The following is a 22,780-nucleotide window of genomic DNA, read 5'->3' as shown; positions in this document are numbered from 1 at the left end:
CCGTGTTTCATGATTCTCTCATGCGAGAAAACCAGCTATCCGGTCTTAGCTATCGTTTCCGATAGTTATCCCAGTCTTACAGGCAGGTTGCCTACGTGTTACTCACCCGTCCGCCGCTATCCCCGAAGGGACCGCTCGACTTGCATGTATTAGGCACGCCGCCAGCGTTCGTCCTGAGCCAGGATCAAACTCTCCAAAAAGGATGAATCTGAATAGCTCATTTAAAGCTGACGAGATTGTTAATCTCTTTAAAGTTTAGAGTCGATTGCTCGACTTGCTTCTCACTCGTTGTTCAGTTTTCAAAGAACAATTACTTTCATAACCGAGCCGCCTTCAAAAGCGACCTGATTAAGATATCACATCCGCCTACTCGATTGCAAGAACTTTTTTTGAAATTCTTTTTTCTCAATCGGGCTTCAGAAGCGACAAGAAGTAATATACCAAACCGCAAAACAAAATGCAACATTTTACTCCCTTGTAAAATATGGAATGTGCTAGCAATAAAAAAAGACCCCGGCGCAACAGCGCCAGAGTCTTCAATTGTTACCCTTGACTTCCTATTAAAATGTAACGAGCCAGAACGAGTACAGCCAGCACCCACATGAGCCAGTGGATCGGGTATTTGTCTTTGCTGCGGAAGTTAGCCGCAGTTGCCAGTACGACATAAGCTACGATACCGAAGGAAATACCGTTTGCAATGTTATAAGTGAAAGGCATCAATACAATTGTCAGGAACGCCGGGATAGCCAATACGAAATCTTGGAAGTCGATTTCTTTAATGGATTGAACCATAAGCACACCGACTACGATAAGAGCGGCAGCAGTTGCCGAGCCTGGGATCAACATCGCGATTGGAGCAAGGAACAAAGCGAGCAAGAAGCATACGCCTGTTGTAACAGCCGTTAAGCCTGTACGGCCGCCTTCAGCCACACCAGCTGCGCTTTCTACGAAAGCTGTTACCGTACTTGTACCAACCAGAGCACCACCGCTGACGCCAATGGCATCAACCAGCATCGCTTTACCGACGCGTTTGTTGCCTTCTTCTTTATTTTTCATAATACCAGCGCGAGTAGCTGTACCAACCATTGTACCGAACGTATCGAAAAGCTCAACGAAAGTAAATGTAGCAATTACCGAGATAATGCCTGTGTTCATGATACCTGCGAAGTCGAAGTTAGCGAAAGCAAGTTTGGACATATCCGGAACCCATGTTGTTTCCGGGTTTGTCAAGGAACCCAGGTTAACCAGTCCCATGAAGTAACCGATGACAGTAGTTGCCAGGATACCCAGCAGAATCGCGCCGCGAAGGCGAAGCACCATGAATACAGAAATAAGCAGCACACCGATAATCGTTAAAACAACGCTTTTATCTTGTAAGGAACCCATGTGGAAGACTGTTTCAAAAGAAAGAACATCCGTGTACTTGTGCGCTGGAATGTCGTTACCAGATTCAACGGCAACAGTTAGAATGCCGCTGTTTTTGAAACCGATCATCGCGATAAATAAACCGATACCTACTGTGATCGCATGCTTCAAACTATCTGGAACAGCTACGAGCAGCATTTGCCGAACTTTCGTCACAGTTAAAATGATAAAGATAATCCCTGAAATAAACACAGCTGTCAAAGCCATGGAGAATGTAAATTTGCCTTGTGATGAAAGAATGATAGTTGCAAAGTAAGCATTCAAGCCCATCCCTGGCGCCATAGCTACCGGGAAGTTAACGAACAGCCCCATCAGAATCGTGATTACGCCCGCAGCGATCGCTGTAGCCAAGAAAATAGCCGTCCAGTCCCCACCAGTTGCACCTGATTTAAACGCACTGAGCACATCAGGGTTAACAGCCAGAATGTAAGCCATTGTCATGAAGGTAGTTAGACCTGCCATGATTTCTGTTCTTACGCTTGTGCCGTTTTGTTTCAATTTAAAAAACTGATCCATCTACCTATTCCTCCTAGATATTGTGTGGGAACAGCAAAAAACCCGGAATCAGCGATGCATGATTCCGGGTACGAAAAAGGAGCCTAATCCATGAGAATCGACTCCTTGCCCATGCAAAAATACAAGTGCAAAGCACAAATCTCATACGGATCCGTTCCTTTTTTTCGTAGCCAGATCATTTGCGGTGATCTCGTAGAAACTCTCAGGCCAATTCCCGAGATTATACGAAAAAACTGTTATCCAAAACACATTTTAGTAGGGTTTTGCGATTATGTCAACAGAAAAACCGAACATTAATGGGGAATAATTTCCCACAACGTTCGGTTTTAATATAAAGCTTACCTCTATTCCCACTCGATGGTAGCAGGCGGTTTGGAAGTCACGTCGTACACGATCCGGTTGACGTTCTCAACCTCGTTAACGATACGGACAGAGATTTTCTCCAGCACGTCCCAAGGGATACGCGCCCAGTCCGCTGTCATGCCGTCGATGGACGTTACAGCCCGGATGCCGACAGTGTAGGAGTATGTTCTGGCGTCGCCCATAACCCCAACGCTTTTCATGCCAGGAAGCGCCGTGAAATACTGCCAGATGTCTCGGTCGAGACCCGCTTTGGCGATCTCTTCACGCAGAATGGCATCGGACTCACGCACGATGTGCAGTTTATCTTCCGTGACTTCACCCAGTACGCGAATAGCCAGACCAGGACCTGGGAACGGCTGTCTCCAGACAATCGCCGCAGGAAGGCCGCACTCCTCGCCCACTTTACGCACTTCGTCCTTGAACAATGCTTTCAGTGGCTCAACGAGCTTGAATTTCATATCTTCAGGCAGACCGCCTACGTTATGATGCGATTTGATCGTATGCGCTGTAGCCGTGCCGCTCTCAACGATATCGGTGTACAGCGTGCCTTGCGCCAAAAATGCGAAATCATCGAATTTACCGGACTCTTCTTCGAACACACGGATGAACTCGTTGCCGATGATTTTTCGTTTTTGCTCCGGATCGTCCACACCGGCAAGCTTGCCGAGGAAACGGTCTTTCGCGTCGATTTTGACCACTTTCATCTCAAATTTGCCCACGAACGTCTCCATGACGCTCTCTGCTTCGTCTTTGCGCAGCAAACCGTGGTCGATGAACATGCAAGTCAATTGATCGCCGATTGCTTTATGCAGCAAAATCGCAACAACGGAAGAATCCACGCCGCCGCTAAGCGCGCAGAGCACTTTCTCGTTGCCGACTTGCTCGCGGATTTCTTTGATCGTATCTTCGATGAAAGATTCCATCGTCCAGTCGCCGCTGCAGCCGCACACATCGTATACGAAGTTGTGGATCATTTCGTTGCCTTGAACGGAGTGACGCACTTCCGGATGGAATTGGACAGCGTGAATGTTCTTCTCGCGGTGGCTCATCGCCGCAATCGGCAGCGATTCCGTGCTGGCTTCCAACACGAAGCCTTCCGGCAAAACGGAAACATGGTCACCATGGCTCATCCAAACGACTTGCTTGGCATCCAATCCACGTACCAAGGGGCTTTCGTTCGTAAATTCCAGTTCGGCTTTACCATACTCGCGTGTATGCGCACGCTCGACTTTACCGCTCAATTGATGCGCGATCAATTGCATACCGTAGCAAATCCCTAGAATCGGGAGGCCCAAATCATAAATCGCCGGATCAACGGAAGGAGCGCCTTCCCCGTAAACACTAGCCGGTCCGCCGGAGAAAACGATCCCTTTCGGGTTTAGCGCCTTAATTTTATCCACGCTAGTATTAAACGGCATTAATTCACTGTATACACCCAGATCACGAATCCGTCTGGCGATTAATTGATTGTATTGGCCGCCAAAATCCAGAACTACGATAATTTCACTTGGTTTACTCATTACCCGACCTCCTAGTTTCATAGCAATTTGCAGATCAAGAACCCTTGTCTGCAGATCACTATATATAGCTACTAATTTTAAACATTACCTGCCTAGGATGTAAAGGGCTGAGTTCAACTCGACGTTTTTTGAATAGCATTCCACACGGCGGCAATTTCGCGCTTGGAGTAAGCGGGCCGTCCCGCCACATCGTAGCGAACAGCTTCGTACATCAAAGCGAATTCATGCAAAGCTTGCTGCTGGGAGGCATGATCCAAGCGCAGTGCAGATACATATTCCCGCAAAGTTTGATGTGCGGAAATCGCGCCGTACTTACGGAACAGCTGCAGCCACAAGCGATCCATGAACCGGACGACAGGCTGAGATGCGCCAGCGCGGGCTTGCCCAGCTGAGTACAGCAGCGGCAGCCTGGTTAGAAGCCCTTTTCGCCGCAGCGCCAAATATACACCGAGCACAGTAATGAATAAAACAAAGCTAGCCAGCAAATATCCTCTATACATTCCCACAAATTGGATGGCTTTATCCGTGAAGTTTTGCAGCCATTCCAGGGAGCTGTCAGATATATTTTTGACGGTCGGGGTGGTCAATAAAGAGGCTGTCATCGTCGGTCTCTCTTCGGGAGAAATCGTGACGGCCGCTCGCGTGTGATCGCCGCCGGTGCCCGTGAAGCCAGGTGTGGGCTCGAAAGGCACCCAACCCTCATTCGCAAAGTACACTTCTACCCACGAGTGTGCGTCTTGATTGCGCACGGTTATCGCTTTCATCCCGTCCTCAGTATCTACGAGGTCGCCAGGCGCGAAACCTTTGACCCAGCGTGCGGGCACGCCGACTGAGCGCAGCATGACAGCCATAGCCGTCGAGAAATGGTCGCAATAGCCGGTCTGATCCACAAACAGAAAGTGGCTCACAAAGTCTTCATTGCGGCTCGGTTTAGTCGGCTTATCCAAGCTGTAAGTATAGTTGCTGCGCAAATACTGCTCAATAGCGACAGCTTTGGCATAAGGCGTTGCTGCACCTGCCGTCACTTGTTCGGCAAGAGTCCGAATTGTGCGCGGCAAGCTATCCGGCAGCTGAAGGTACACCGCAGTTACATCCGCAGGATACGCGCCTGTATCCGCGCTAAGGACCGCTGGATCGGGATGCACGGGTTTTACCGTGATTTTGTAGTAAGACAGCGGACTGCTGATGTCCGGCAGCGCCATTCGTCCGCTCACTCGGTTCTGCGTGACGATGTCAGGAGACAAAGGTTCACCTTGGCTGCTCAGCAGCCCGTCAATGCGCTGCACATCCCCGCCGTAAAAAAGCTGTTTACCGGGCGTCCCAGCGCTCCAAAGCACCTCTTGCACGACAAGCGGATCCGCGGAAAACGACGCCGACGACAGCGCGGGAGCGCTCGAAACGAAAGGCTCTGAGGCCGGTTCGTCTAGCTGCCAGCCTTTGCCGTCATAGAAGCTTTTGGATTCTCCGCGCCAATAGGTCACTTCCGTCGTCTTGGCCGTAAAGACGGTTCCGCTATCCGGCTGAAGCGGTCCGCCTAGAACCGAATCGTCGTTGCCGTAGCCTGACTTTGCAACCGCCGTGCTTAAGCCGGCATCCTCGTTATAAAGCGTCAACAGCCGGTCTGAGAGACGTTCCCATGTTACGGGCTTCATCAGTGCCAGAGGCTTGGCCATATCCGCCGCATACCAACCGGCGCAGGCCAAAGCAATGACAATGGCTAAGCTGACAGCCAGCCAGATCAAAGCCCCTTTTGCACGGAGCGTTGCAATGCCATAGGTTTGACGGATCCGTGAGAGATTCAGCAGCGCGAGCAGCAGCAAGCCGTAGCCCAACGTGCGAAAAATGCCCTGTACAGTATCCGCTCCAAGAAAGAGCTGCAGCCCGACCAAATAGAGGAGCGTAGCCCCGACAAAAAGGAGGCTGTGCTGTCTTTGCAGCATCAATGCCTGAATCACGGATATGAGCAATGTCCAGCCGAATATAAAGAGCAGCGTGCGTGTCTCCGCACTAATGAGATCCAAATGCATCTCCGTCAAATGCCGGATATCCATGGCAAGCTTCCCGCCGAAATCGACCAGCCAGCCGCCGTCCAGGAAGCCGTCGCGATCGAACATGAAACCGATAAAGAGCAGGTTCAGGGCGCCTTTGGCGACCCAGCTCCAGGCGTAAGGGACACGGAAACAATCTATCGCTATACAAAGCCCGAACAGCACCAAAAACGGCTGAATTTGATAAATTTCCGACACGTCGGCCAAATCCGGCAGGGGGCGAAGCCACTCCGCCAGCAATAAAAACAACAGCAGCGAGATCAGCACATCGCGCAGCAGCGAATCCCCGACGCGAACCGCCGGGAACGTGTCGCTGGTGTTAAACCGGGCCGGCGCAAATACGGGTGCTGCCGAATCATAAGGCGCGACTGCCTTCGCGCCGCGGGGTTCAAGCGGTTGCATCCGCGACACCCCCTTGCTTCGGCCACCGTTCCTGCGGATGCGGCACTTCCGTGAAGCTGCAGCCTAAGGCCTGCAGCTGCTGCGCAAGCTCTCGGTCCGCGACCGAGAGCGAAGGCCGCGCGTGCACATAGACCACGTGCACGCCTTTGCGCCTGCTGCGCGCTTCACCAAGCGCGCGCAGCAGGCCCGGTTCAAGCGTCGATGTAATGCACAGCATCGACGCATCCGGGGGCAAGGCCCCCGCCTCTTTCCTGACGAGGTCAGGAAAGGCATGGGGGGCCTTGCCCCCCACGCTCGCGAGCACTTCGTACGCGAGCGTCAGGTCCGGGCGAATCGTCGGCGCGATTCGCCTTACGGCAGAGCTGCAGGCGAAGCCGCAGCTCTCTTGCCCGCTGGCGGCTGCGGCGAAGAAGCCGGCCGCCAGGGCGACGCCCTTCTCCAGCAGCGGCCGGGCCGCTTCAGCTGGGTGCACCGCGGGCGTCGTATCGAGCAGCAGCATCCGCTTAGCAGCGGTAGCCTGCTCGAGATCTTTGGACATCAGCCGACTTAGCTTGGCTGTGGATTTCCAATGGATGCGGTGGTAAGGGTCACCGCTGACGTATTCCCTGACGCCGGCAACGTTCGGTGTCGCCAGCCAAGGCGAGCCTGCAGACGGACGGTCGCTGTTCGTGGCAGGCAGCGTCAGAACCGGGCGGTTCAGCGCATCAGGCTTCGGGTACACGACAAAATGCCGTTCATCCAGACCGCGCACTTTGCGCACCGCAAAGCCGAATAAATCCCCGCTAACCGCTTCCCACTCTGCAAAACGGTAAACACCTCGCATGAGGCCCGTGATCTGGTAGTGCAGTGTAAACGAAGTGCGGAACCATGGAAACAGCAGCTTGCGATACGTCAGCTTCGCACCGCTTCCTTCATGCAGCCAGGTTTCCCGCAGCACGAGCCAAGGCAAGGGCAGCATGGAGCGATGTGAAATTTGCAGCGATACCGCCATCACTTCGCCGCTCATGGACACTGCTTGCGGCAGCGAGCGGATTACTTGCAGCCCCTGCAAAGCAAATGCATGCAGAAGCAGCGCTTGCACGAGAATAATGGAAGAGATAACCAGAAGCAACCAGGAGGCAAATCCCCCCTGCGTATAGGTCAAACCTGCGGCTAGTAAACATCCTGCGGCTAATAGCAACAATTTTCCCCAGCTTTTCATCGCCTGCCCCCCTATTTCGATGACGCATAGCGAAGAACAGGGGTTTGAATCGACGCCAACAAGCCGTTCAACAGCACTTCAGCTGATTTCCCCAACACCTTCGCTTCCGATGTCAGTATAAGGCGATGCGACCATACCGGGACGAAGAGCTGTTTGATATCATCTGGCACGACAAAGCTTCTGCCTCTGATGTAGGCGGCGGATTGTGCAGCGCGCAGGAGCGCAAAGGATCCCCGGGGGCTTACGCCCAAGTACAGATCCGGATGCTCCCTTGTCGCCAGAGCAACGCGCACAATGAATTCTTTTAACGTTTCGTCGACATGTACAAGCGACGCTTCTTTTTGCAACTGAACGAACTCATCTTGTACAATGACCGGCTTTAAATGCTCCAAAGGCTGCCTGTCCTGCAAGCGGTCAAGCATCTGCACTTCCTGTTCCGGTGTCGGATAACCGAGCGTCAGCTTCATCAGGAAGCGATCCATCTGCGCCTCTGGCAGCAGGTATGTGCCTTCATAGTCGACCGGGTTTTGCGTCGCCAGCAGCAAGAACGGCTTCGGCAGCTCATAGCTGACACCGTCCACTGTAACCCGCTTCTCTTCCATGGCCTCCAGGAAGGCTGCCTGTGTCTTCGGCGATGTCCGGTTGCATTCGTCCGCCAGCACGATCGGGGTCATCAGCGGACCCGGCCGGAATTCAAACTCGCCGCTCTTGGCGTTGTAAACCGATACGCCCGTCACATCTGTCGGCAATAAATCCGGTGTGCACTGAATTCTCTTAAACTCGCAGCCTATCGTTCTTGCAAGCGCGCGCACCAGCATCGTTTTACCTACGCCTGGCACGTCTTCCAGCAAGAGATGGCCACCGCTCAACATGGCTATGAAAGCTTTCTCTATCGTGTCTCTTTTTCCAACAATAACTTTCTCAACGTTCATGATCATCCGTTCTACGAGAGGCTGCGGCTGATCGAAAGCGCGAGTTTTCGATTGCATAGGCAAGAAGCCCCCTTCAACAAGGTATGCTTCTAGCTTTTCCAGCCTTCTACTCTTTTAGACATTACTTCAGTGCAAATAGAGAGTTTTTCAGAAGAATTGGCGTCTCATTAAGCATAAACAGGTGGTGCCAGGCCAGTGTGACTTCCCGTTTATCCGTTTCCATGACGGCATCGGTGACGCGCCCGCCTAGCAGATCTATCGTTTTTCGCAAGGGTACGATGATAGAACCCTCTCTCATTTGCATATCAGCCATGGAGTAACTGGCCACTCGCTTGCCCAGGTTAAACAACCGAATGCTTCGCTTCGGCAAATCGTATTCCACGTCATACACGCCATAGTGCGCAATGGCAGTTTTGACAGGTTCCATCCAGCTTATATAGCCGCCCATTTTCTCCACGAGGAAGCGCAGCGACAGCTCGATCCGGCTGCTTTGCAGCTGGTACTGAGTGGGCTCCAAGGTAAAGCCCCTGCCTCCACCGACATTGACCTGCAGCGGCAAACTTGGAGCTGGAGGGAGCGTCTGTGCGGACTCCGCTTGAGCGACTTGTGTCTGATTGACGAGTTGGTTAGCTGCTTTATCGGACTCCGGGGATGGCTGCCCATGCGCTAGCGCGTACTGCTTCGTTTCCTGCAGCAAATCCTCGAAGTGCGTTAAGCTCATCTTTCTCGACCATTTCGGCTTGCCGACCGAGAACTGCTTCGGCTTGACCTCTGAAGTTAACGGGGCAAACGCATAACCTAAATCTTTATAATATTGAATGATTTGCGGGAGCGCTTCCACTGATGATTCGTGACCCGCTCCATCGTGCAAAAGCAGCGTGATTTCGTGCTCCAGCGGAGAGCTTTTGACCGTATGGATAATCTCTTTGACTGGCACGTTCGCTCTTGTGGAATCTCCACTGTCTACGTTCCAGTCGACGATGGTATATCCGGCCTGCTCCAGCAAATAGAAGTAGTACGCGTCAAAGTTAGTATATGTACCGCCTGGCGCGCGGACGAGCTGCGGCCTGACGCCGGCGATTTGATCGAAGATCGTTTCACTCTCTTGAATTTGTTTCCAGAACACTTGAAAGTCGCTGTACAGCTCATTGTATACATGGTTATAAGTATGATTGCCGAGGGTATGACCTTCTGCGATGATTCGCTTAATCAGATCCGGGCGCGCTTTCGCCTCTTCGCCTAAGGCAAAGAATGTAGCGTGGATGCCTTCTTTTTGCAAAATATCCAGCACTTGCGGCGTCAGCTTGGACGGACCGTCATCGAACGTTAAGTAAACGGTAGGTTGTTCCGGCGTTTGATAGCTTTTCTCTTGCGGGGGACGTTTACCGGATTTTAATAGTTGATAGATCGCTTGATCCTCCTGCGCGGGGTTGCTTTCATTAGCAAATGCCTCTACGGGCATCGATGCAAGCCATACATAAGCTGCCAAAAGTACCGCCATGAACAGTTGAATTCGTTTCCGCATCTTGTAGTTTGATGGTTGTGGATGAGCGCGCATGCCGATAATCCCTCCGCTTTGTTCTATCATTTTACCTAGCTGATAGAGTATATGGGAGAACGCGTTAGAGTATGTCTGAAATAAAAAAGCTATCCTCACAAAGAGGATAGCTTTCACTTTCAGTTTTTAAACCAGCCTAAGCTTCCTGCGATACGGCTGAATGTGCCGGGGAAGCGGCTGTTTTGGCAAATAGTCTTCTGCTGCTGAGCACACCGATAAAGCTGAGAAGCAGCATTCCTCCAAGCATCAAAAGCGCCGCTCTGGCACCTTGATGGGCGACGATCTGCGTGCAAGCTCCGATCAGCACGACACGCAAGCCCATGCCCACCGTATTGAAGAAGCTGTTGACGCGTCCAATCAAATGGTTTGGCACCATTTCCATTAAAATGGTATTTCGCGCAATTCGGCTCCCGGCATTACCCCACCCGTTCAGCGACTTGAAGCCGAGATAAATACCAATAAGCGGAAACGTGTAAAAAAGTGCAATCGATATGCTGAACATGACAAAGGCCGTGATCGTCGTTGCATAACTGCCTATGCGCTGCATCAGCCATGGAATCGTCAAGCCGGCAATAACCGCGCCAATGGCAAATATCATATCCGCTGAGCCCATGACACTCGCTCCCCCGTGGAGAACGCTTGTGATGTAAACGGGGAACAAATAGTTGCCGGCCATCACACACAAGAAAGGCATCAGAGCGCCGATAAAAAAGAGCACAAATAGCGGCTTCGTCTTCAAATATCGGTAGCCCTCCGCAATATTGGACCACATGGAGCCGCTCCGGGTCACAGTAACCGCTTGGCTTGCCTGATACGGAATGAAGAGGAACAGACCGAAGCCGATGAAGTACGTCATCGCGTCAGCGAACAAAATCCAGGCGAAATCAATATGATCGACCAGCAAGCTTGCCAAACCGCCGGCGATCATGGAGGTAGATTGATTTTGCACTTCGAGGATGGAGTTTAAGGTTTTGTATTGGTCTTTGGTGAAAATTTCCTGTGTAAAGGCAAACTGCGTCGGAAAGTGCACATTGTAATACAATGAGCCGCTAAAATACACGATAATTAGTTGCCACGTTGCGAAATGACCCGCAAGCAAGCCCCATGCGGCAAACGCCAGCGTAATCGCCCCGCCGACAACTTCGCTTAGGAGAAGCAATTTTTTGCGGGAAATGCGCTCGATATAGACGCCGATTTGCGGCGACAGCAAAAAGAGGACAATCGTCGAAACCAGCGTTGCATAGCCGTAGATTTGGTCGCCGCCGGCGCGATTGACGAGCATCCACGGCACGCCGATCATCGTTACGCCTGATCCGATTGAAGATAAAATATTGGCTATGATCAAAAATAGCATTCTGCTGTCTTTCAGCATCGTCCACATCGCAAGCATCCCTTTCGTTCTTCAACGCCGAAGCGTTATTGTATGCACTTACTTTACCATAAAAAGGATCGCTGCTCGTCAGTAAATGGAAAGTTTTCGACTACGAAGATGGTCGTACGACTTTGGATGTATTCGCGGTTTACGACCTTATTCCCCCATCGCCACGACCGCTTCCAAAACGGACTGCACATGGTTCTTCACTTTGACTTTGCTCCAAACCTGGGCGATTCGGCCTTCCTCATCGATTAAGAAGGTACTGCGTACAATGCCCATATATTCGCGGCCATAAAGCTTCTTTAAAGCCCATACGCCGTATTGCTCCGCCACTTGATGATCCGGATCGGACAATAATAGGAACGGAAGTTCGTACTTGGCAATGAACTTATCATGCGCCTTTAATTCATCAGGACTGATGCCGATCACCTCTACGCCTAACTTGGCGAATTTCCCGTTATAATCACGGAAGTCACAAGACTCCTGCGTGCATGTCGGTGTATTGTCCTTGGGATAAAAATAGATAACAACCTTTTTCCCCCGGTATTCGCGGAGAGTAACGTTCTTCCCATTGGACGCTAATAAGGTGAAATCAGGCGCTGCTTGCCTTTCAGCCGCTAGTATCATGATAGCTCCCCTCTCTAACTGGCCTAAAATGAAATTTTTGGAACACGTTGCTTGCCGTTTCATCATTATGCGGTATTTATCGCCAAAAGAAAACCGCCGCTCCCCACCACAAGGTGTGAAAGCAGCGGTTGTGCCCGTCTATGAGCCGGCGCCGCGGTAGCGCCTAACGCCAAAGTTCCAGATACTGATGCCGACGAAACTGAAAATCACGCCCATCACTGGCGTCAGCAGCGCAAACCATTTCCAATTACCGGGATCGATGAAGTACGCCGCCGGATAAAAGCCGACGAAAGCAAACGGCAAAATCCAGGTCAGAATGCCGCGCAGCAGCTTATTGTAGATCGTAACTGGATAGCGACCGTAGTTTTGAATATTCCAGATCAGCGGCAAAATGCCTGTCGGCGCATCGGAGAAGAACGCGAGCGACGTCAGTGCGATATAGACGCCTGCGTAGACCAGCACGGAGCCGACAACCATGAGAATGAACATGAACGGGTCATACCAATGAAACGGCAGTCCAAGCCGCACCCACGAGTAGATCATCACGACGGCCCCGGCCAGCGCGCTGAATAAAGAAGCTGGATCGAGATTCTCTAGCATCAGCTGCCAGAGATTATAGGCCGGACGCGTCAAGATACGGTCCATTTCCCCTTTGACAATATAGCGCTCGCTGAAGCCCCATAAGTTAAAAAAGGTGATAAACAAGCCATACGGAATCATAAAATAACCGTAAATGAACAAGATCTGCTCTTGATCCCACCCGCCGAGGGATTGCGTTTGCAGGAAGACGATAAGGATGAAGAACAAGTTGAGTCCATTGAATAAAAGATCAGACAGCACTTCAATCCAAAAGTCGGATCGGTAGGTGAGGCGTGTCTTCATATAATTTTTCAAGTAGTCGATCACGAGGGATAGATAAAACATCGCTTCAACCTCCCTGCACAAACAAGCGTGTTCTCGAGCGGCTCCACAGTACATACATCGGAATAATAAGGATGAAGAACCACAGCGCTTGAATGCCTAGCTTCCCGAACACTTCAGAGCCTGTTATTTTCCCGGTAAAGACTGCGCTCGGCAAATAGGTAATCGCTTGAAACGGAAGCCATTCCATGACGGTTTTGGACCACCCTGGGAAAAAGGAAATCGGGATAATAAGTCCGGAAAACAAATCGACGGCGACGCGCTTCATGCGCATAAGCCCTTCGTTATTTTCCAGAAAAAACGCGAACAGCCCGGTAATGATGTTGAGCTGGGTATTGATAAGAAAGCTGAAAAATAACATGACCAGATACACCGCCCAGAGCCCCGGATCCGTCGGCAAATCAATAGGCAGCAGCAGCCAGATGAAGATCATGCCTGGCGTTGTGAACAGCACAAGACGAAATATCCCTTCGCCCAGGCCCTGCATCATTTTGACATAGACGTAGTTATAGGGGCGAATGAGCTGAACCGCGACACTCCCATCACGGATTTCGGTTGCGATTTCTCGGTCCAAGTTATTGAAATAGAACGCTCGGCCCATCCAAGAGATCGCCACATACGTCGTCATTTGGCCAAGCGTCAGACCGCCAATCACCGTCTGATCGCCGTAAATTGCCTTATATACGAAGTAATAAGATCCAATATTAAGTGCATAAATGAGAATGCCGCTGTAATAGTTAACCCGGTAAGCGAGCATCATAAGAAACCGCATGCGGATAATTTCCAAGTAAGCGCTAAGCATGAGTGAAGACTCCTTCATCCTGCTTGATGTCCTCGGTCTGCTTCACTTCCGCAGAACCGGATTTGTAAATCTCACGCACGATGTCATCTGTGTTCGTTTCATTGATTTTGATGTCCTGAATTTGCAGCACCCCGACGACACGGCTGAGCACTTCGGAGACGTTGGCCCGCTCATAAGGAATGAACACCTTCGCGGACAGCTCGTTCTCCAACTGCCAGGCAACATCCAAGCCTTGGGTCAGCTCTTGCAGCTTCGGCAGTGTGACCGGATACTCGAATTGCAGGACAACTTCTTTACCCTTGCCCCACTTGGCTTTTAACTCTTCGAGACCGCCATCATAAATAATTCTTCCGTCATCGAGCATAATGACACGTGAGCACAATGCCTCAATATCTTGCAAATCATGTGTCGTTAGCAGGATCGTCGTTTCATAGCGCTGATTCAGCGACTTGAGAAATTCGCGGATCTCGGTTTTTACGACAATGTCCAGACCAATCGTCGGCTCGTCCAAGAAAAGGATGGCCGGATTATGTATGAGCGAAGCCGCAAGCTCACAGCGCATCCGCTGGCCAAGGCTCAGCTTGCGCACAGGACGAGACAGCAGATCGGAGAGCTGCAGCCGGTCGACGAGCTCGTCGAGCCGCTTTTTGTAATCGGCCTCGGAGACCCGGTACACTTTCTTCAATAATTGGAACGATTCGACGACGCCGATATCCCACCAGAGCTGGCTGCGCTGGCCGAAGACGACGCCGATGCCGGAGACAAACTTCTCCCGCTCCTTGAACGGCACATAGCCGTTGACCTTGATCTCACCCGATGTCGGGACGAGGATGCCTGTCAGCATTTTGATCGTGGTGGACTTGCCGGCGCCGTTCTCACCGATGTAGCCGCAAATTTCGCCTTTCGGAATTTGAAAGCTAATGTCTTTCACAGCGGTAACATGCTTATATTCGCGGCGGAATAAATCCTGGAAAGCGCCTTTTAAACCGCCGCGGCTTTGCTGAACTTGGAACTCTTTGCGCAGCTGTTGAACATCAATTGCTAACATAATATCCTCCTGCCTACGTAGACTCGGTAGTCGATAAAGATGGATCTGACTCCAGACTACAGGTTCTTACATGGTTCGTCATAACTTGCTATAGAAGTTTCCAACCATCTATAATATGGTTCATACGAGCCGATTGTACAACAATGGCAGCTTCGAAACTCCAAACTCATGATACATGAAATCTGTAAGAAAAAAAAGTACAGATCAACTCTCTCTTCGAAAGGAGCCAGATGCTTTGAAAATTCTGACACGAACCCTGCTCCTGGTGCTCCTGCTGCTCATGGTGGCGGCTGGATATTACTCTTATTCTTTCTACAGTTTTGCTAAGCATATTTCGGAGAAATCGGAAAATCCGCAGGCTAGCGGCGGTACAACGACGATGATTAGCCAGTCCGTCAAAGAAAAAGGCGACAAGTATGTCCCGCCGAAATGGGAGGGCAAACAACGCGTCAACATTTTGCTCCTTGGCGGAGATTCGCGGGGCATGAAGAAAAATGAGCTTCCCCGCTCAGATAGCATTATGCTGGCGTCGGTCGATCCCGTCACGAAAAAAGCGTACTTGTTTTCCATTCTCAGAGATACTTATGTAAAAATTCCCGGCGAAGGCGATGACCGCATTAATACGGCCATCACATTAGGCGGTCCTAATCTAGCTATGAAGACGGTCAGCGATCTCTTGGGGATTCCGGTGCAGTACTACGTTTACACCGATTTCAAGGGCTTTATCGCGCTCGTCGATGCGGTTGGCGGGATTGATATCGACGTGGAAAAAGACATGAAGTACAGCGATGCCGAAGACGATCATGTCTATGATATTAATTTGAAAAAAGGCATGCAGCATCTCGATGGCAACACAGCTTTGCAATATGTCCGTTTCCGACACGATGCTTTGTCCGACTTCTCACGTACAGAACGGCAGCGCAAGTTTATAACCGCTGTGGCGCAAAAGATGCAGACGACTTCATCTTTGATTAAGCTACCGAGAATTTTGAACGCCATGGACCCTTATATTGAGACCAACCTCAGCGTATCCGACATGCTGAAGCTGGGCTCGCTTGGCTTCGAAGCCAAGGCCGACGGCATCATCACCTCGCAGCTGCCGCCAACCGACCTGCTGATCGAGAAAAATGTCCGCGGCGCAGCCGTCATCTCTGCCGATAAGAACAAGCTGCAGAAATATGTGCAGGATCTATTCGCCGGCAAGGCCGAGGCCGACGCCGGACCTAACCAGCCGTCGCCATCGCCGACACCGAAGTCGGCCGTGAAGACGACGAAGAAGTAAGAGGAATGCCTCTACTTGGCTGGAGCCCTAGCTCCTACCGGTAGAGGTTTTTTATAGCAATTATTACCTATATAAAGGAATGAATGATGATGGAACGCAAAAGATCCGAACAACTGTACCACGAAGCTCTGCAACATATCGTAGGCGGCGTCAACAGCCCCTCCCGCTCGTTCAAAGCTGTAGGCGGCGGTGCGCCGGTGTTCATGAAGCGCGCGCAAGGCGCGTACTTCTGGGACGAAGACGGCAACCGCTACATCGACTACCTCGCCGCCTACGGCCCGATTATTACCGGCCACGCGCATCCGCACGTGACCGAAGCGATTTGCCGCGCTGCCCAGAACGGCACGCTGTACGGCACCCCGACCGAACTCGAGATCGAGTTCGCCAAAATGCTCAAGTCCGCGATTCCATCGTTGGACAAAGTGCGTTTCGTCAACTCCGGTACTGAGGCCGTGATGACGACGATCCGCGTGGCGCGCGCCTACACCGGGCGCACCAAGATCATCAAATTCGCCGGCTGCTACCACGGCCATTCCGATCTTGTGCTGGTGGCGGCAGGCTCCGGGCCGTCCACGCTCGGTACGCCGGACAGCGCCGGCGTACCTGCCAGCATCGCGCAAGAGGTCATCACCGTGCCGTTCAACGATATTCCGGCGCTGGAAGCCGCGCTTGCGCGTTGGGGTGACGATGTGGCGGCCGTTATGATCGAGCCCATCGTCGGCAACTTCGGCATGGTCATGCCCCATGCCGGCTACCTGGAGCAGCTCTGCGCGGCTGCTCGCAAGAACGGTTCCCTCGTCATCTACGACGAGGTGATCACTGCGTTCCGCTTCCATTACGGAGCGGCACAAACCTACAGCGGCCTCCCGCTCGCGGGTGAGGCCGACGCGACGGCGCGCTTCGCCGCCGTCGAACCGGACCTTACGGCCCTCGGCAAAGTGATCGGCGGCGGACTGCCGATCGGCGCCTACGGCGGCCGCAAGGAAGTCATGGAGCAGGTCGCTCCGCTGGGACCTGCGTATCAGGCCGGCACGATGGCGGGTAACCCCGCCTCCATCTCGGCCGGCATCGCTTGCCTGCAAGTGCTGCAGCAGGCAGATGTCTACACCAAGCTCGAGCAGCTTGGTGGGCGGCTGGCTGACGGCGTCGCCGAGTCAGCCCGTCGCCACGGCGTTGCGCTGACGGTCAACCGCATCGGCAGCGCCTTCTCGACCCACTTCTGCGACCATCCGGTTACCAATTATGACCAAGCGCAGGATACGGACGGCGAGCGCTTCGCCCAATTTTTCCGCCTGATGCTGGAACGCGGCATCAACCTCGCTCCTTCCAAATATGAGGCGTGGTTCTTAACGACCGCCCACACCGAAGAGGACGTAACCCGCACGCTGGAAGCGGCGGATCAGTCTTTCAAAATCATGAGCCGTGCTTAAGTAAAAACACGAAAAACGAACTATGATCCCACCAAGGACATAGTTCGTTCGTTTTTTACCATTGTTTAATTTGTACGAAAATTAGCTTTATTCACCAGTATACAGAAAAGGTAACGCTTACATTTTGGAATTATCGGCTCGACTATTGTCGGATGGCCTTTTTCATGCTATTCTAAGAATACTTTTACCCTTTTTGCGAAAAGTCCAATTTTCAGCGGATTTTCCTAGGAATTTAGGGCATGACTACCAACTAATGTTTACCTTTTTGTGCGTCGTGCCTGACGTGAATGCGAATTATCGAAAAACACCCTCCCTTATGGAGGGTTGTATTTGAAATTGGCATGCTATTCAACCAAATTGCATTTTTATGCATTTCGATGCATATTTCGGTTTTGCCGATTTTCCGGCACATCACGAATTTGCTAGTGTTGCGGGCTACGTTAGATGCAAAAATGCAAAGCTTCATGCAAGAGGAGTTTAACTATGTATTGGAGGTGACGGTCAGGAGACTGACCTAGAGCAATGAATGAATTGATGCGAAATGAAGGCCGTTTTCAAAATTTGCTAGGAACTGAACATGATAGCTGCGGAATTATTTGTATTATTGAGAAGAACGGTTACCCTTCCCGGGATAACATCCAGAAGACGATCGACGCTCTTGTAAAAATGGAACATCGCTCCGGGTTCATCAACGGTGAAGGCGACGGCTGCGGAATTCTAACAGATATTCCACGTGCTCTATGGGAAAAGAAGTTAACCGATGCAGGTCTTGACGGCAAGCTTGCCTATGACAATCGTTTTTCTGTCGCCCATATCTTTGTTCCGCGCAAACTTGACCTGTCGCCCTCCGAAATCCAGACTGGCATCCGCGAACTTTTTGCCGGACATAACGTGACTATCATCCTTGAGCAAGAGAATCAAGTTGATAGCAGCGTGCTTGGACCTAACGGCTTGAATGATGAGCCTACTTTCTGGCAAGTCGCCGCCCTTTCCGAGAACGCGGAGGGCAATGTTGCCGATCATTTGTTTGAACTCCACATCGCGATTGAGGACAAATATAACGTTCACGTCGCAACGCTGAGCAACGTAACAGCTGCCTACAAAGTATTGGGCGCTGCAAGCATTTTGCCTAAATATTTTAACGATACTCGCGATCCGTTGTTCGCTTCCCAAGTTACTGTGGGTCACAACCGTTATTCCACGAACACCTTATCCAGCTTCTTCCGCGTACAGCCGTTCTCTTTGCTCGGCCACAACGGGGAAATTAACACCGTTAAGAAATTGCGTATTGAAGCAGATATGGTCGGCGTACCGCTCGTCAGCGGAGGTTCGGACTCCCAGGACATGAACCGTACGATCGAAACGTTCATTCACCGCTTTGGCCTTAGCTTGTTCGAAGCGATGGAGCTTGTATTCCCGCCAATTATTAATGAGATGAAACAATTCCGTCCGGAATTGCAGGACTTATACGTTTATTTCCGTCAAGCATGGGGTCACTATGCACAAGGTCCGGCGGGTATCGTATCCCGTTATGGCAACGAATGTATTTTTAGCGTGGATGCTTTGGGTCTGCGTCCGGTATGGATGGTTGAGAGCGATACATCCCTCTATTTCTCGTCCGAGCAAGGCGTGATCACGGTCGGCGACATGGTGGCTGATCCGAAACCGATCGCTCCAGGCGAGAAAGTCGGTGTTGTCTTGACGCCGGGCGAGCATGTACAAGTGATTCCTTATCACGAAATGCAGAACCTCGTGTACGAGCGCGCCAGCAAACGTCTGAACTTCAGCGGCCTGCGCAAGCATTTGACACCTGCCAAAACTGACGCTCAAGCTGAACTGAATGCCAATAGTGTACCGACTGACCAATTGTACAGCGCATTCGGTTGGGACCGTGAAGGGATCCAACATATCGAAACGATGTCCGAAACCGGTGCGGAACCGATCCGTTCCCTCGGCCACGACTCCCCTCATGCAGCCATTGCCTGGGAACGTCAGAACGTGCCTGACTTTATTAAAGAAAGCGTAGCGGTGGTCACGAACCCGGCGATTGACCGCGACCGTGAAATGGAGCACTTCTCCACGCGTGTTGTCGCAGGAACTCGCCCAGCCGTGTACGCCCAAGTAGACAGCAAGCTGCGTTTGGAGCTGCTCGCACCGCTTGTGCTGGAAGGCACGAACGGTGTAGATAGCGAAGAGCATCTGTCCCAGCCTTCTTACGAGCAATTGCTGGCTCTGTTCCGCGCTCAAGGCGAAGGCAGTGTAGTCGTGCTTTCCACCACTTTTGCAAGGGGCTCATCCCTGGCTGAAGGTTTGGAGCAAATCGCTGCTCAAGCCGTTGCCGCTGCGAAAGCCGGCGCAGCCCTGCTCGTCCTTGACGATGCAGAAGCGCACCAGAACGACCGCCTGTGGCTGGAGCCGCATCTGGCCGTATCTAAAATCGACATCGCGCTTCGTGCAGAGAAGCTGGGCTTCGGCGACAACCTGCGCCGCCACGTTACGCTGGTGCTTCGTTCCGGGGCAATCCGCAACCTGCACGATATCGCCGTTGCTTGCGGTCTGGGCGCCGATGTCATCTCGCCTTACCTGCTGTTCGCAACCGCTTCGGACAAAGACGGCAGCGCAGTTGCAGCACGCAAGGTTTACTCCGCACTCAGCAAAGGTTTGGAGAAAGTCATCTCCACGATCGGTACGCATGAGCTGCGCGGTTACACACGCTTCTTCTCCTCCATCGGTTTCCATCCGGAAGTCGCTGAAGTGCTGGATATCGTGAACTATCTCGGCAGTGAGAAAGCGGGAACTGGCTTTGCCCAGCTGGAAGCTGAAGCTGAAGCTCGTTACCAAGACTTCTCCAACGCGAAAGCGAAAGCAGCGAAAAACTTCCGCTTCTTCCAACGCATGTGGAAAGCGTTAGGCGATGCTGCATCCGGAGCCGCTCCTTACAGCGAGTACAAGGATAAGCTTCGTGAAGAAGAGAAAAAGAACCCGATTTCGATCCGCCACATTGCAGGCTTCAATGTCGAGAAAGCAATGTCGGAAGGCCGCAAGCCACTGGATCCGTCCAAAGTGGACATTTCCATTGGCGGTCACTCCTTGCCGATGCTCATCTCTTCGATGTCCTTCGGATCGCAGAACGAAACAGCTTTCCGCGCCTACGCCGAAGCCGGCGAACGCTTGAACATGGTTACCATGAACGGCGAGGGCGGAGAGATTAAAGATATGCTCGGCCGTTACAAGAAAACGCGCGGCGCTCAAGTCGCTTCCGGACGTTTTGGTGTCAACGTTGAACTTGCCAACGCGGTAGCTTTCCTTGAGATCAAGATCGGTCAAGGTGCAAAACCGGGTGAAGGCGGTCACTTGCCAGGCTCCAAAGTTACGGCGAAAATCGCTGCAGCGCGTAACGCAACGATCGGTTCCGACCTGATCTCTCCTTCGAATAACCATGACATTTACTCGATCGAGGATTTGGCGCAAATCATTAGCGAGCTGAAAGAAGCTAGCGGACGCAAAGCGAAAATTATCGTAAAAATCCCGGTTGTTCCAGGTATCGGAACGATTGCGGTCGGTGTGGCCAAAGCAGGCGCTGACGTTATTACGCTTTCCGGCTTTGATGGCGGTACAGGCGCAGCCCGTATTCACTCTTTGACACACGTAGGTCTTCCTACAGAAATCGGAACGAAATTGGCGCACGTTGCCTTGATTGAAGCCGGTCTTCGCCACCGCGTTGAGCTGTGGTCGGATGGCGGATTGAAATCAGGTGCTGACGTTGTCAAAATGGTCATGCTCGGTGCCAACCGTGCAGGCTTCGGCAGTATCGCGATGCAATCCATCGGTTGTACGACTTGTCGCGGCTGCCACTTGGATACTTGTCACGTAGGTATCGCAACGCAAATCGACTCCATGGAAGAAGCGGAAGAAAAAGGTCTTCGCCGTTTCGTGCCTCGTCAATTCGACCTCGCTGTTGACAGCTTGGTTCGTTTGTTCGGCTCGATGGGTGAAGAAGTCCGTGAAATCATCGCTTCCCTTGGTTACAGCAACTTGCAAGATCTCGTAGGCCGCTCTGACTTGCTGGAGCAAATTAGCCACCACGACCGCATCGACTTGTCCGATATTCTGCGTCCTGCTCCACTGCAATTCGTTTCCGATGCAGAGAGAGCAATGGAAGAAGCAGCAGTATCGTCCGATATCCGGATCGCTGCCGGTGCCGAGGGTCAAGAATTCTTCCCGGATTCCTTGGCTATGGATGCTCCAATCGTACGCAACTGGTCCAAAGTGGATGCCGAATCCCGTATTCTTGGCACACGCTACTCCAGCCATCGCGTAAGAGACCGTTTCGACGGCAGTTACGATAACCTGCCTAAGTTCGCTCTGAACCTCGTTGACGGTTCTGTTCCTGGTAACGGCTTGGCGGCATTCAATGCCCGCGGCGTCGATATCACGGTTCATGGCGGTGCAGAAGACGGTCTGGGTAAAATGGCGTTCGGTGGTAAAGTCGCTATCCTGAAATCGACAAGCAAAAATAACACGCTGATCAACGGTAACGTAGGTAAATCCTTCGGTTACGGAGCGCAAAAAGGCTTGTTCTTGATTCAAGGCGGCGCAGATACACGCGCATGTATCCGTTTCTCCGGTGCCGATGTCGTATTCGGCGGCGAAATCACGTCTCCGCTGCAAGACGAACTTGGTGGACTAGCGGCTCGCGCCAACCTCAAAGGCTTTGCGTTTGAGTACATGACAAACGGCCGTGCCGTCGTTATGGGTGACCCAGGTCCATGGATCTGTGCAGGGATGACAGGCGGTGTGATCTACCAGCGTCTCGTTCCTGAAATGGGCTTGGATCAAAGCGCAATCGAGCGTCGTATTGCCAAAGGCGCTAAAGTGAAAATCGAGTCGATCGGCGTACAAAGCACCAAAGATTTGAACGAATTGCTCACAGCTTACCGTGATGAGCTTGCCGCTTCCGGCCAAGACGAAGCAGCAGCCAAAATCGATGGCTTGCTGAGCAACCTCGAAGCTAACTTTATCCGTATTTCCCCGGTCAATATGCAAGCTGACCAATCCGTAGCTACGGAGTAAAACGTAATAAACCCTCTACATGGCGCCCCGGCGGGCGTTTGTGTAGAGGGTTTTTATTCGTGTATAAAGCTTCGGCGATAACGGCATTTTATTAAAGCAGTTCAATTCATCTTACCGGAGGGATCGACGATGAGCCAACAAAAACGCCGTCAAGAAGCCGCATGGAAGAGCCGCAAACAAAACCACCAGCCGCATGGTAAAGTGAAGTCATTTGAGGAACTCTCCAACACATCCGATAAGTAACGGACTGCAACGAC

The 22,780-nt window shown here is 51.9% G+C and carries 15 protein-coding genes, 1 rRNA gene and 1 riboswitch; of the genes, 4 read left to right on the top strand and 12 right to left on the bottom strand.

All coding sequences use genetic code 11. The annotated features are described in order from the left end of the window. The 12 genes from O9139_RS08560 to O9139_RS08505 form a co-directional block, all read right to left on the bottom strand. Positions 1-200, bottom strand: a 16S ribosomal RNA gene (locus tag O9139_RS08560); the annotation flags it as partial. A gap of 343 nt (positions 201-543) precedes the next feature. Continuing rightward, positions 544-1,941 (bottom strand): NCS2 family permease, encoded by a 1,398-nt coding sequence (locus O9139_RS08555; RefSeq protein ID WP_270879032.1) that lies wholly within the window; start codon positions 1,939-1,941, stop codon positions 544-546. A 147-nt stretch (positions 1,942-2,088) separates the two neighbouring features. Next, a riboswitch (purine riboswitch) is annotated at positions 2,089-2,189 on the bottom strand. Between the two features lie 96 nt (positions 2,190-2,285). Further along, positions 2,286-3,824 carry a glutamine-hydrolyzing GMP synthase gene (gene guaA, locus O9139_RS08550; RefSeq protein WP_270879031.1) on the bottom strand — a complete coding sequence of 513 codons (1,539 nt, stop codon included), beginning with the start codon at positions 3,822-3,824 and terminating at the stop codon, positions 2,286-2,288. Between the two features lie 113 nt (positions 3,825-3,937). Next, on the bottom strand, positions 3,938-6,274 hold the full coding sequence (locus O9139_RS08545; protein WP_270879030.1) for a DUF4129 domain-containing transglutaminase family protein: 2,337 nt from the start codon (positions 6,272-6,274) through the stop codon (positions 3,938-3,940). Next, positions 6,261-7,475 (bottom strand): DUF58 domain-containing protein, encoded by a 1,215-nt coding sequence (locus O9139_RS08540; RefSeq protein ID WP_270879029.1) that lies wholly within the window; start codon positions 7,473-7,475, stop codon positions 6,261-6,263. Before O9139_RS08540 ends, O9139_RS08545 begins: the two co-directional genes overlap by 14 nt. An 11-nt stretch (positions 7,476-7,486) precedes the next feature. Then, a complete protein-coding gene (locus O9139_RS08535; RefSeq protein WP_270879028.1) occupies positions 7,487-8,464 on the bottom strand; it encodes an AAA family ATPase in 978 nt (325 codons plus the stop codon). A 64-nt stretch (positions 8,465-8,528) separates the two neighbouring features. Beyond that, positions 8,529-9,965, bottom strand: a complete 1,437-nt coding sequence (locus O9139_RS08530) for a polysaccharide deacetylase family protein (RefSeq protein WP_270879027.1) — start codon at positions 9,963-9,965, stop codon at positions 8,529-8,531. A 136-nt stretch (positions 9,966-10,101) separates the two neighbouring features. Continuing rightward, positions 10,102-11,346, bottom strand: coding sequence for an MFS transporter (locus tag O9139_RS08525; RefSeq protein WP_270879026.1), 1,245 nt, complete (start codon positions 11,344-11,346; stop codon positions 10,102-10,104). 147 nt (positions 11,347-11,493) lie between these two features. Continuing rightward, positions 11,494-11,967, bottom strand: coding sequence for a thioredoxin-dependent thiol peroxidase (gene bcp / locus O9139_RS08520; RefSeq protein ID WP_270879025.1), 474 nt, complete (start codon positions 11,965-11,967; stop codon positions 11,494-11,496). 138 nt (positions 11,968-12,105) lie between these two features. After that, positions 12,106-12,891, bottom strand: a complete 786-nt coding sequence (locus O9139_RS08515; RefSeq protein WP_270879024.1) for an ABC transporter permease — start codon at positions 12,889-12,891, stop codon at positions 12,106-12,108. Positions 12,892-12,895: 4 nt separating this feature from the next. Beyond that, positions 12,896-13,690 carry an ABC transporter permease gene (locus tag O9139_RS08510; RefSeq protein ID WP_270879023.1) on the bottom strand — a complete coding sequence of 265 codons (795 nt, stop codon included), beginning with the start codon at positions 13,688-13,690 and terminating at the stop codon, positions 12,896-12,898. Further along, complete coding sequence (locus O9139_RS08505) at positions 13,683-14,738, bottom strand: ABC transporter ATP-binding protein (RefSeq protein WP_270879022.1); 1,056 nt, start codon at positions 14,736-14,738, stop codon at positions 13,683-13,685. The genes O9139_RS08510 and O9139_RS08505 overlap by 8 nt, the downstream gene beginning before the upstream one ends. 244 nt (positions 14,739-14,982) lie before the next feature. Between O9139_RS08505 and O9139_RS08500 the strand changes: the two genes are divergently transcribed. The 4 genes from O9139_RS08500 (at position 14,983) to O9139_RS08485 (ending at position 22,766) form a co-directional block, all read left to right on the top strand. Then, positions 14,983-16,020: an LCP family protein gene (locus O9139_RS08500; protein ID WP_377525895.1), complete on the top strand. Its 1,038-nt coding sequence runs from the start codon at positions 14,983-14,985 to the stop codon at positions 16,018-16,020. 83 nt (positions 16,021-16,103) lie between these two features. Next, positions 16,104-17,450: a glutamate-1-semialdehyde 2,1-aminomutase gene (locus O9139_RS08495; protein WP_377525780.1), complete on the top strand. Its 1,347-nt coding sequence runs from the start codon at positions 16,104-16,106 to the stop codon at positions 17,448-17,450. Positions 17,451-17,972: 522 nt separating this feature from the next. Then, a complete protein-coding gene (locus O9139_RS08490) occupies positions 17,973-22,523 on the top strand; it encodes a glutamate synthase-related protein (protein ID WP_270879020.1) in 4,551 nt (1,516 codons plus the stop codon). A 129-nt stretch (positions 22,524-22,652) separates the two neighbouring features. Further along, on the top strand, positions 22,653-22,766 hold the full coding sequence (locus O9139_RS08485) for a DUF6254 family protein (RefSeq protein WP_270879019.1): 114 nt from the start codon (positions 22,653-22,655) through the stop codon (positions 22,764-22,766). Positions 22,767-22,780: the final 14 nt, after the last annotated feature.

The sequence above is a fragment of the Paenibacillus aestuarii genome (genome assembly GCF_027789125.1).
In the GTDB taxonomy this organism is placed as follows: domain Bacteria; phylum Bacillota; class Bacilli; order Paenibacillales; family NBRC-103111; genus Paenibacillus_E; species Paenibacillus_E aestuarii.
The sequence above is the reverse complement of the archived record's forward strand: the minus strand, read 5'-3'. Positions and strand labels throughout refer to the sequence as shown.

Coding starts and splice junctions, on each gene's coding strand:
- guaA (WP_270879031.1), bottom strand. CDS start 3,824: ATGAGTAAACCAAGTGAAATTATCGTAGTTCTGGATTTTGGCGGCCAA.
- O9139_RS08555 (WP_270879032.1), bottom strand. CDS start 1,941: ATGGATCAGTTTTTTAAATTGAAACAAAACGGCACAAGCGTAAGAACA.
- O9139_RS08515 (WP_270879024.1), bottom strand. CDS start 12,891: ATGTTTTATCTATCCCTCGTGATCGACTACTTGAAAAATTATATGAAG.
- O9139_RS08545 (WP_270879030.1), bottom strand. CDS start 6,274: ATGCAACCGCTTGAACCCCGCGGCGCGAAGGCAGTCGCGCCTTATGAT.
- O9139_RS08490 (WP_270879020.1), top strand. CDS start 17,973: ATGAATGAATTGATGCGAAATGAAGGCCGTTTTCAAAATTTGCTAGGA.
- bcp (WP_270879025.1), bottom strand. CDS start 11,967: ATGATACTAGCGGCTGAAAGGCAAGCAGCGCCTGATTTCACCTTATTA.
- O9139_RS08505 (WP_270879022.1), bottom strand. CDS start 14,738: ATGTTAGCAATTGATGTTCAACAGCTGCGCAAAGAGTTCCAAGTTCAG.
- O9139_RS08525 (WP_270879026.1), bottom strand. CDS start 11,346: ATGTGGACGATGCTGAAAGACAGCAGAATGCTATTTTTGATCATAGCC.
- O9139_RS08485 (WP_270879019.1), top strand. CDS start 22,653: ATGAGCCAACAAAAACGCCGTCAAGAAGCCGCATGGAAGAGCCGCAAA.
- O9139_RS08530 (WP_270879027.1), bottom strand. CDS start 9,965: ATGCGCGCTCATCCACAACCATCAAACTACAAGATGCGGAAACGAATT.
- O9139_RS08535 (WP_270879028.1), bottom strand. CDS start 8,464: ATGCAATCGAAAACTCGCGCTTTCGATCAGCCGCAGCCTCTCGTAGAA.
- O9139_RS08540 (WP_270879029.1), bottom strand. CDS start 7,475: ATGAAAAGCTGGGGAAAATTGTTGCTATTAGCCGCAGGATGTTTACTA.
- O9139_RS08510 (WP_270879023.1), bottom strand. CDS start 13,690: ATGCTTAGCGCTTACTTGGAAATTATCCGCATGCGGTTTCTTATGATG.
- O9139_RS08495 (WP_377525780.1), top strand. CDS start 16,104: ATGATGATGGAACGCAAAAGATCCGAACAACTGTACCACGAAGCTCTG.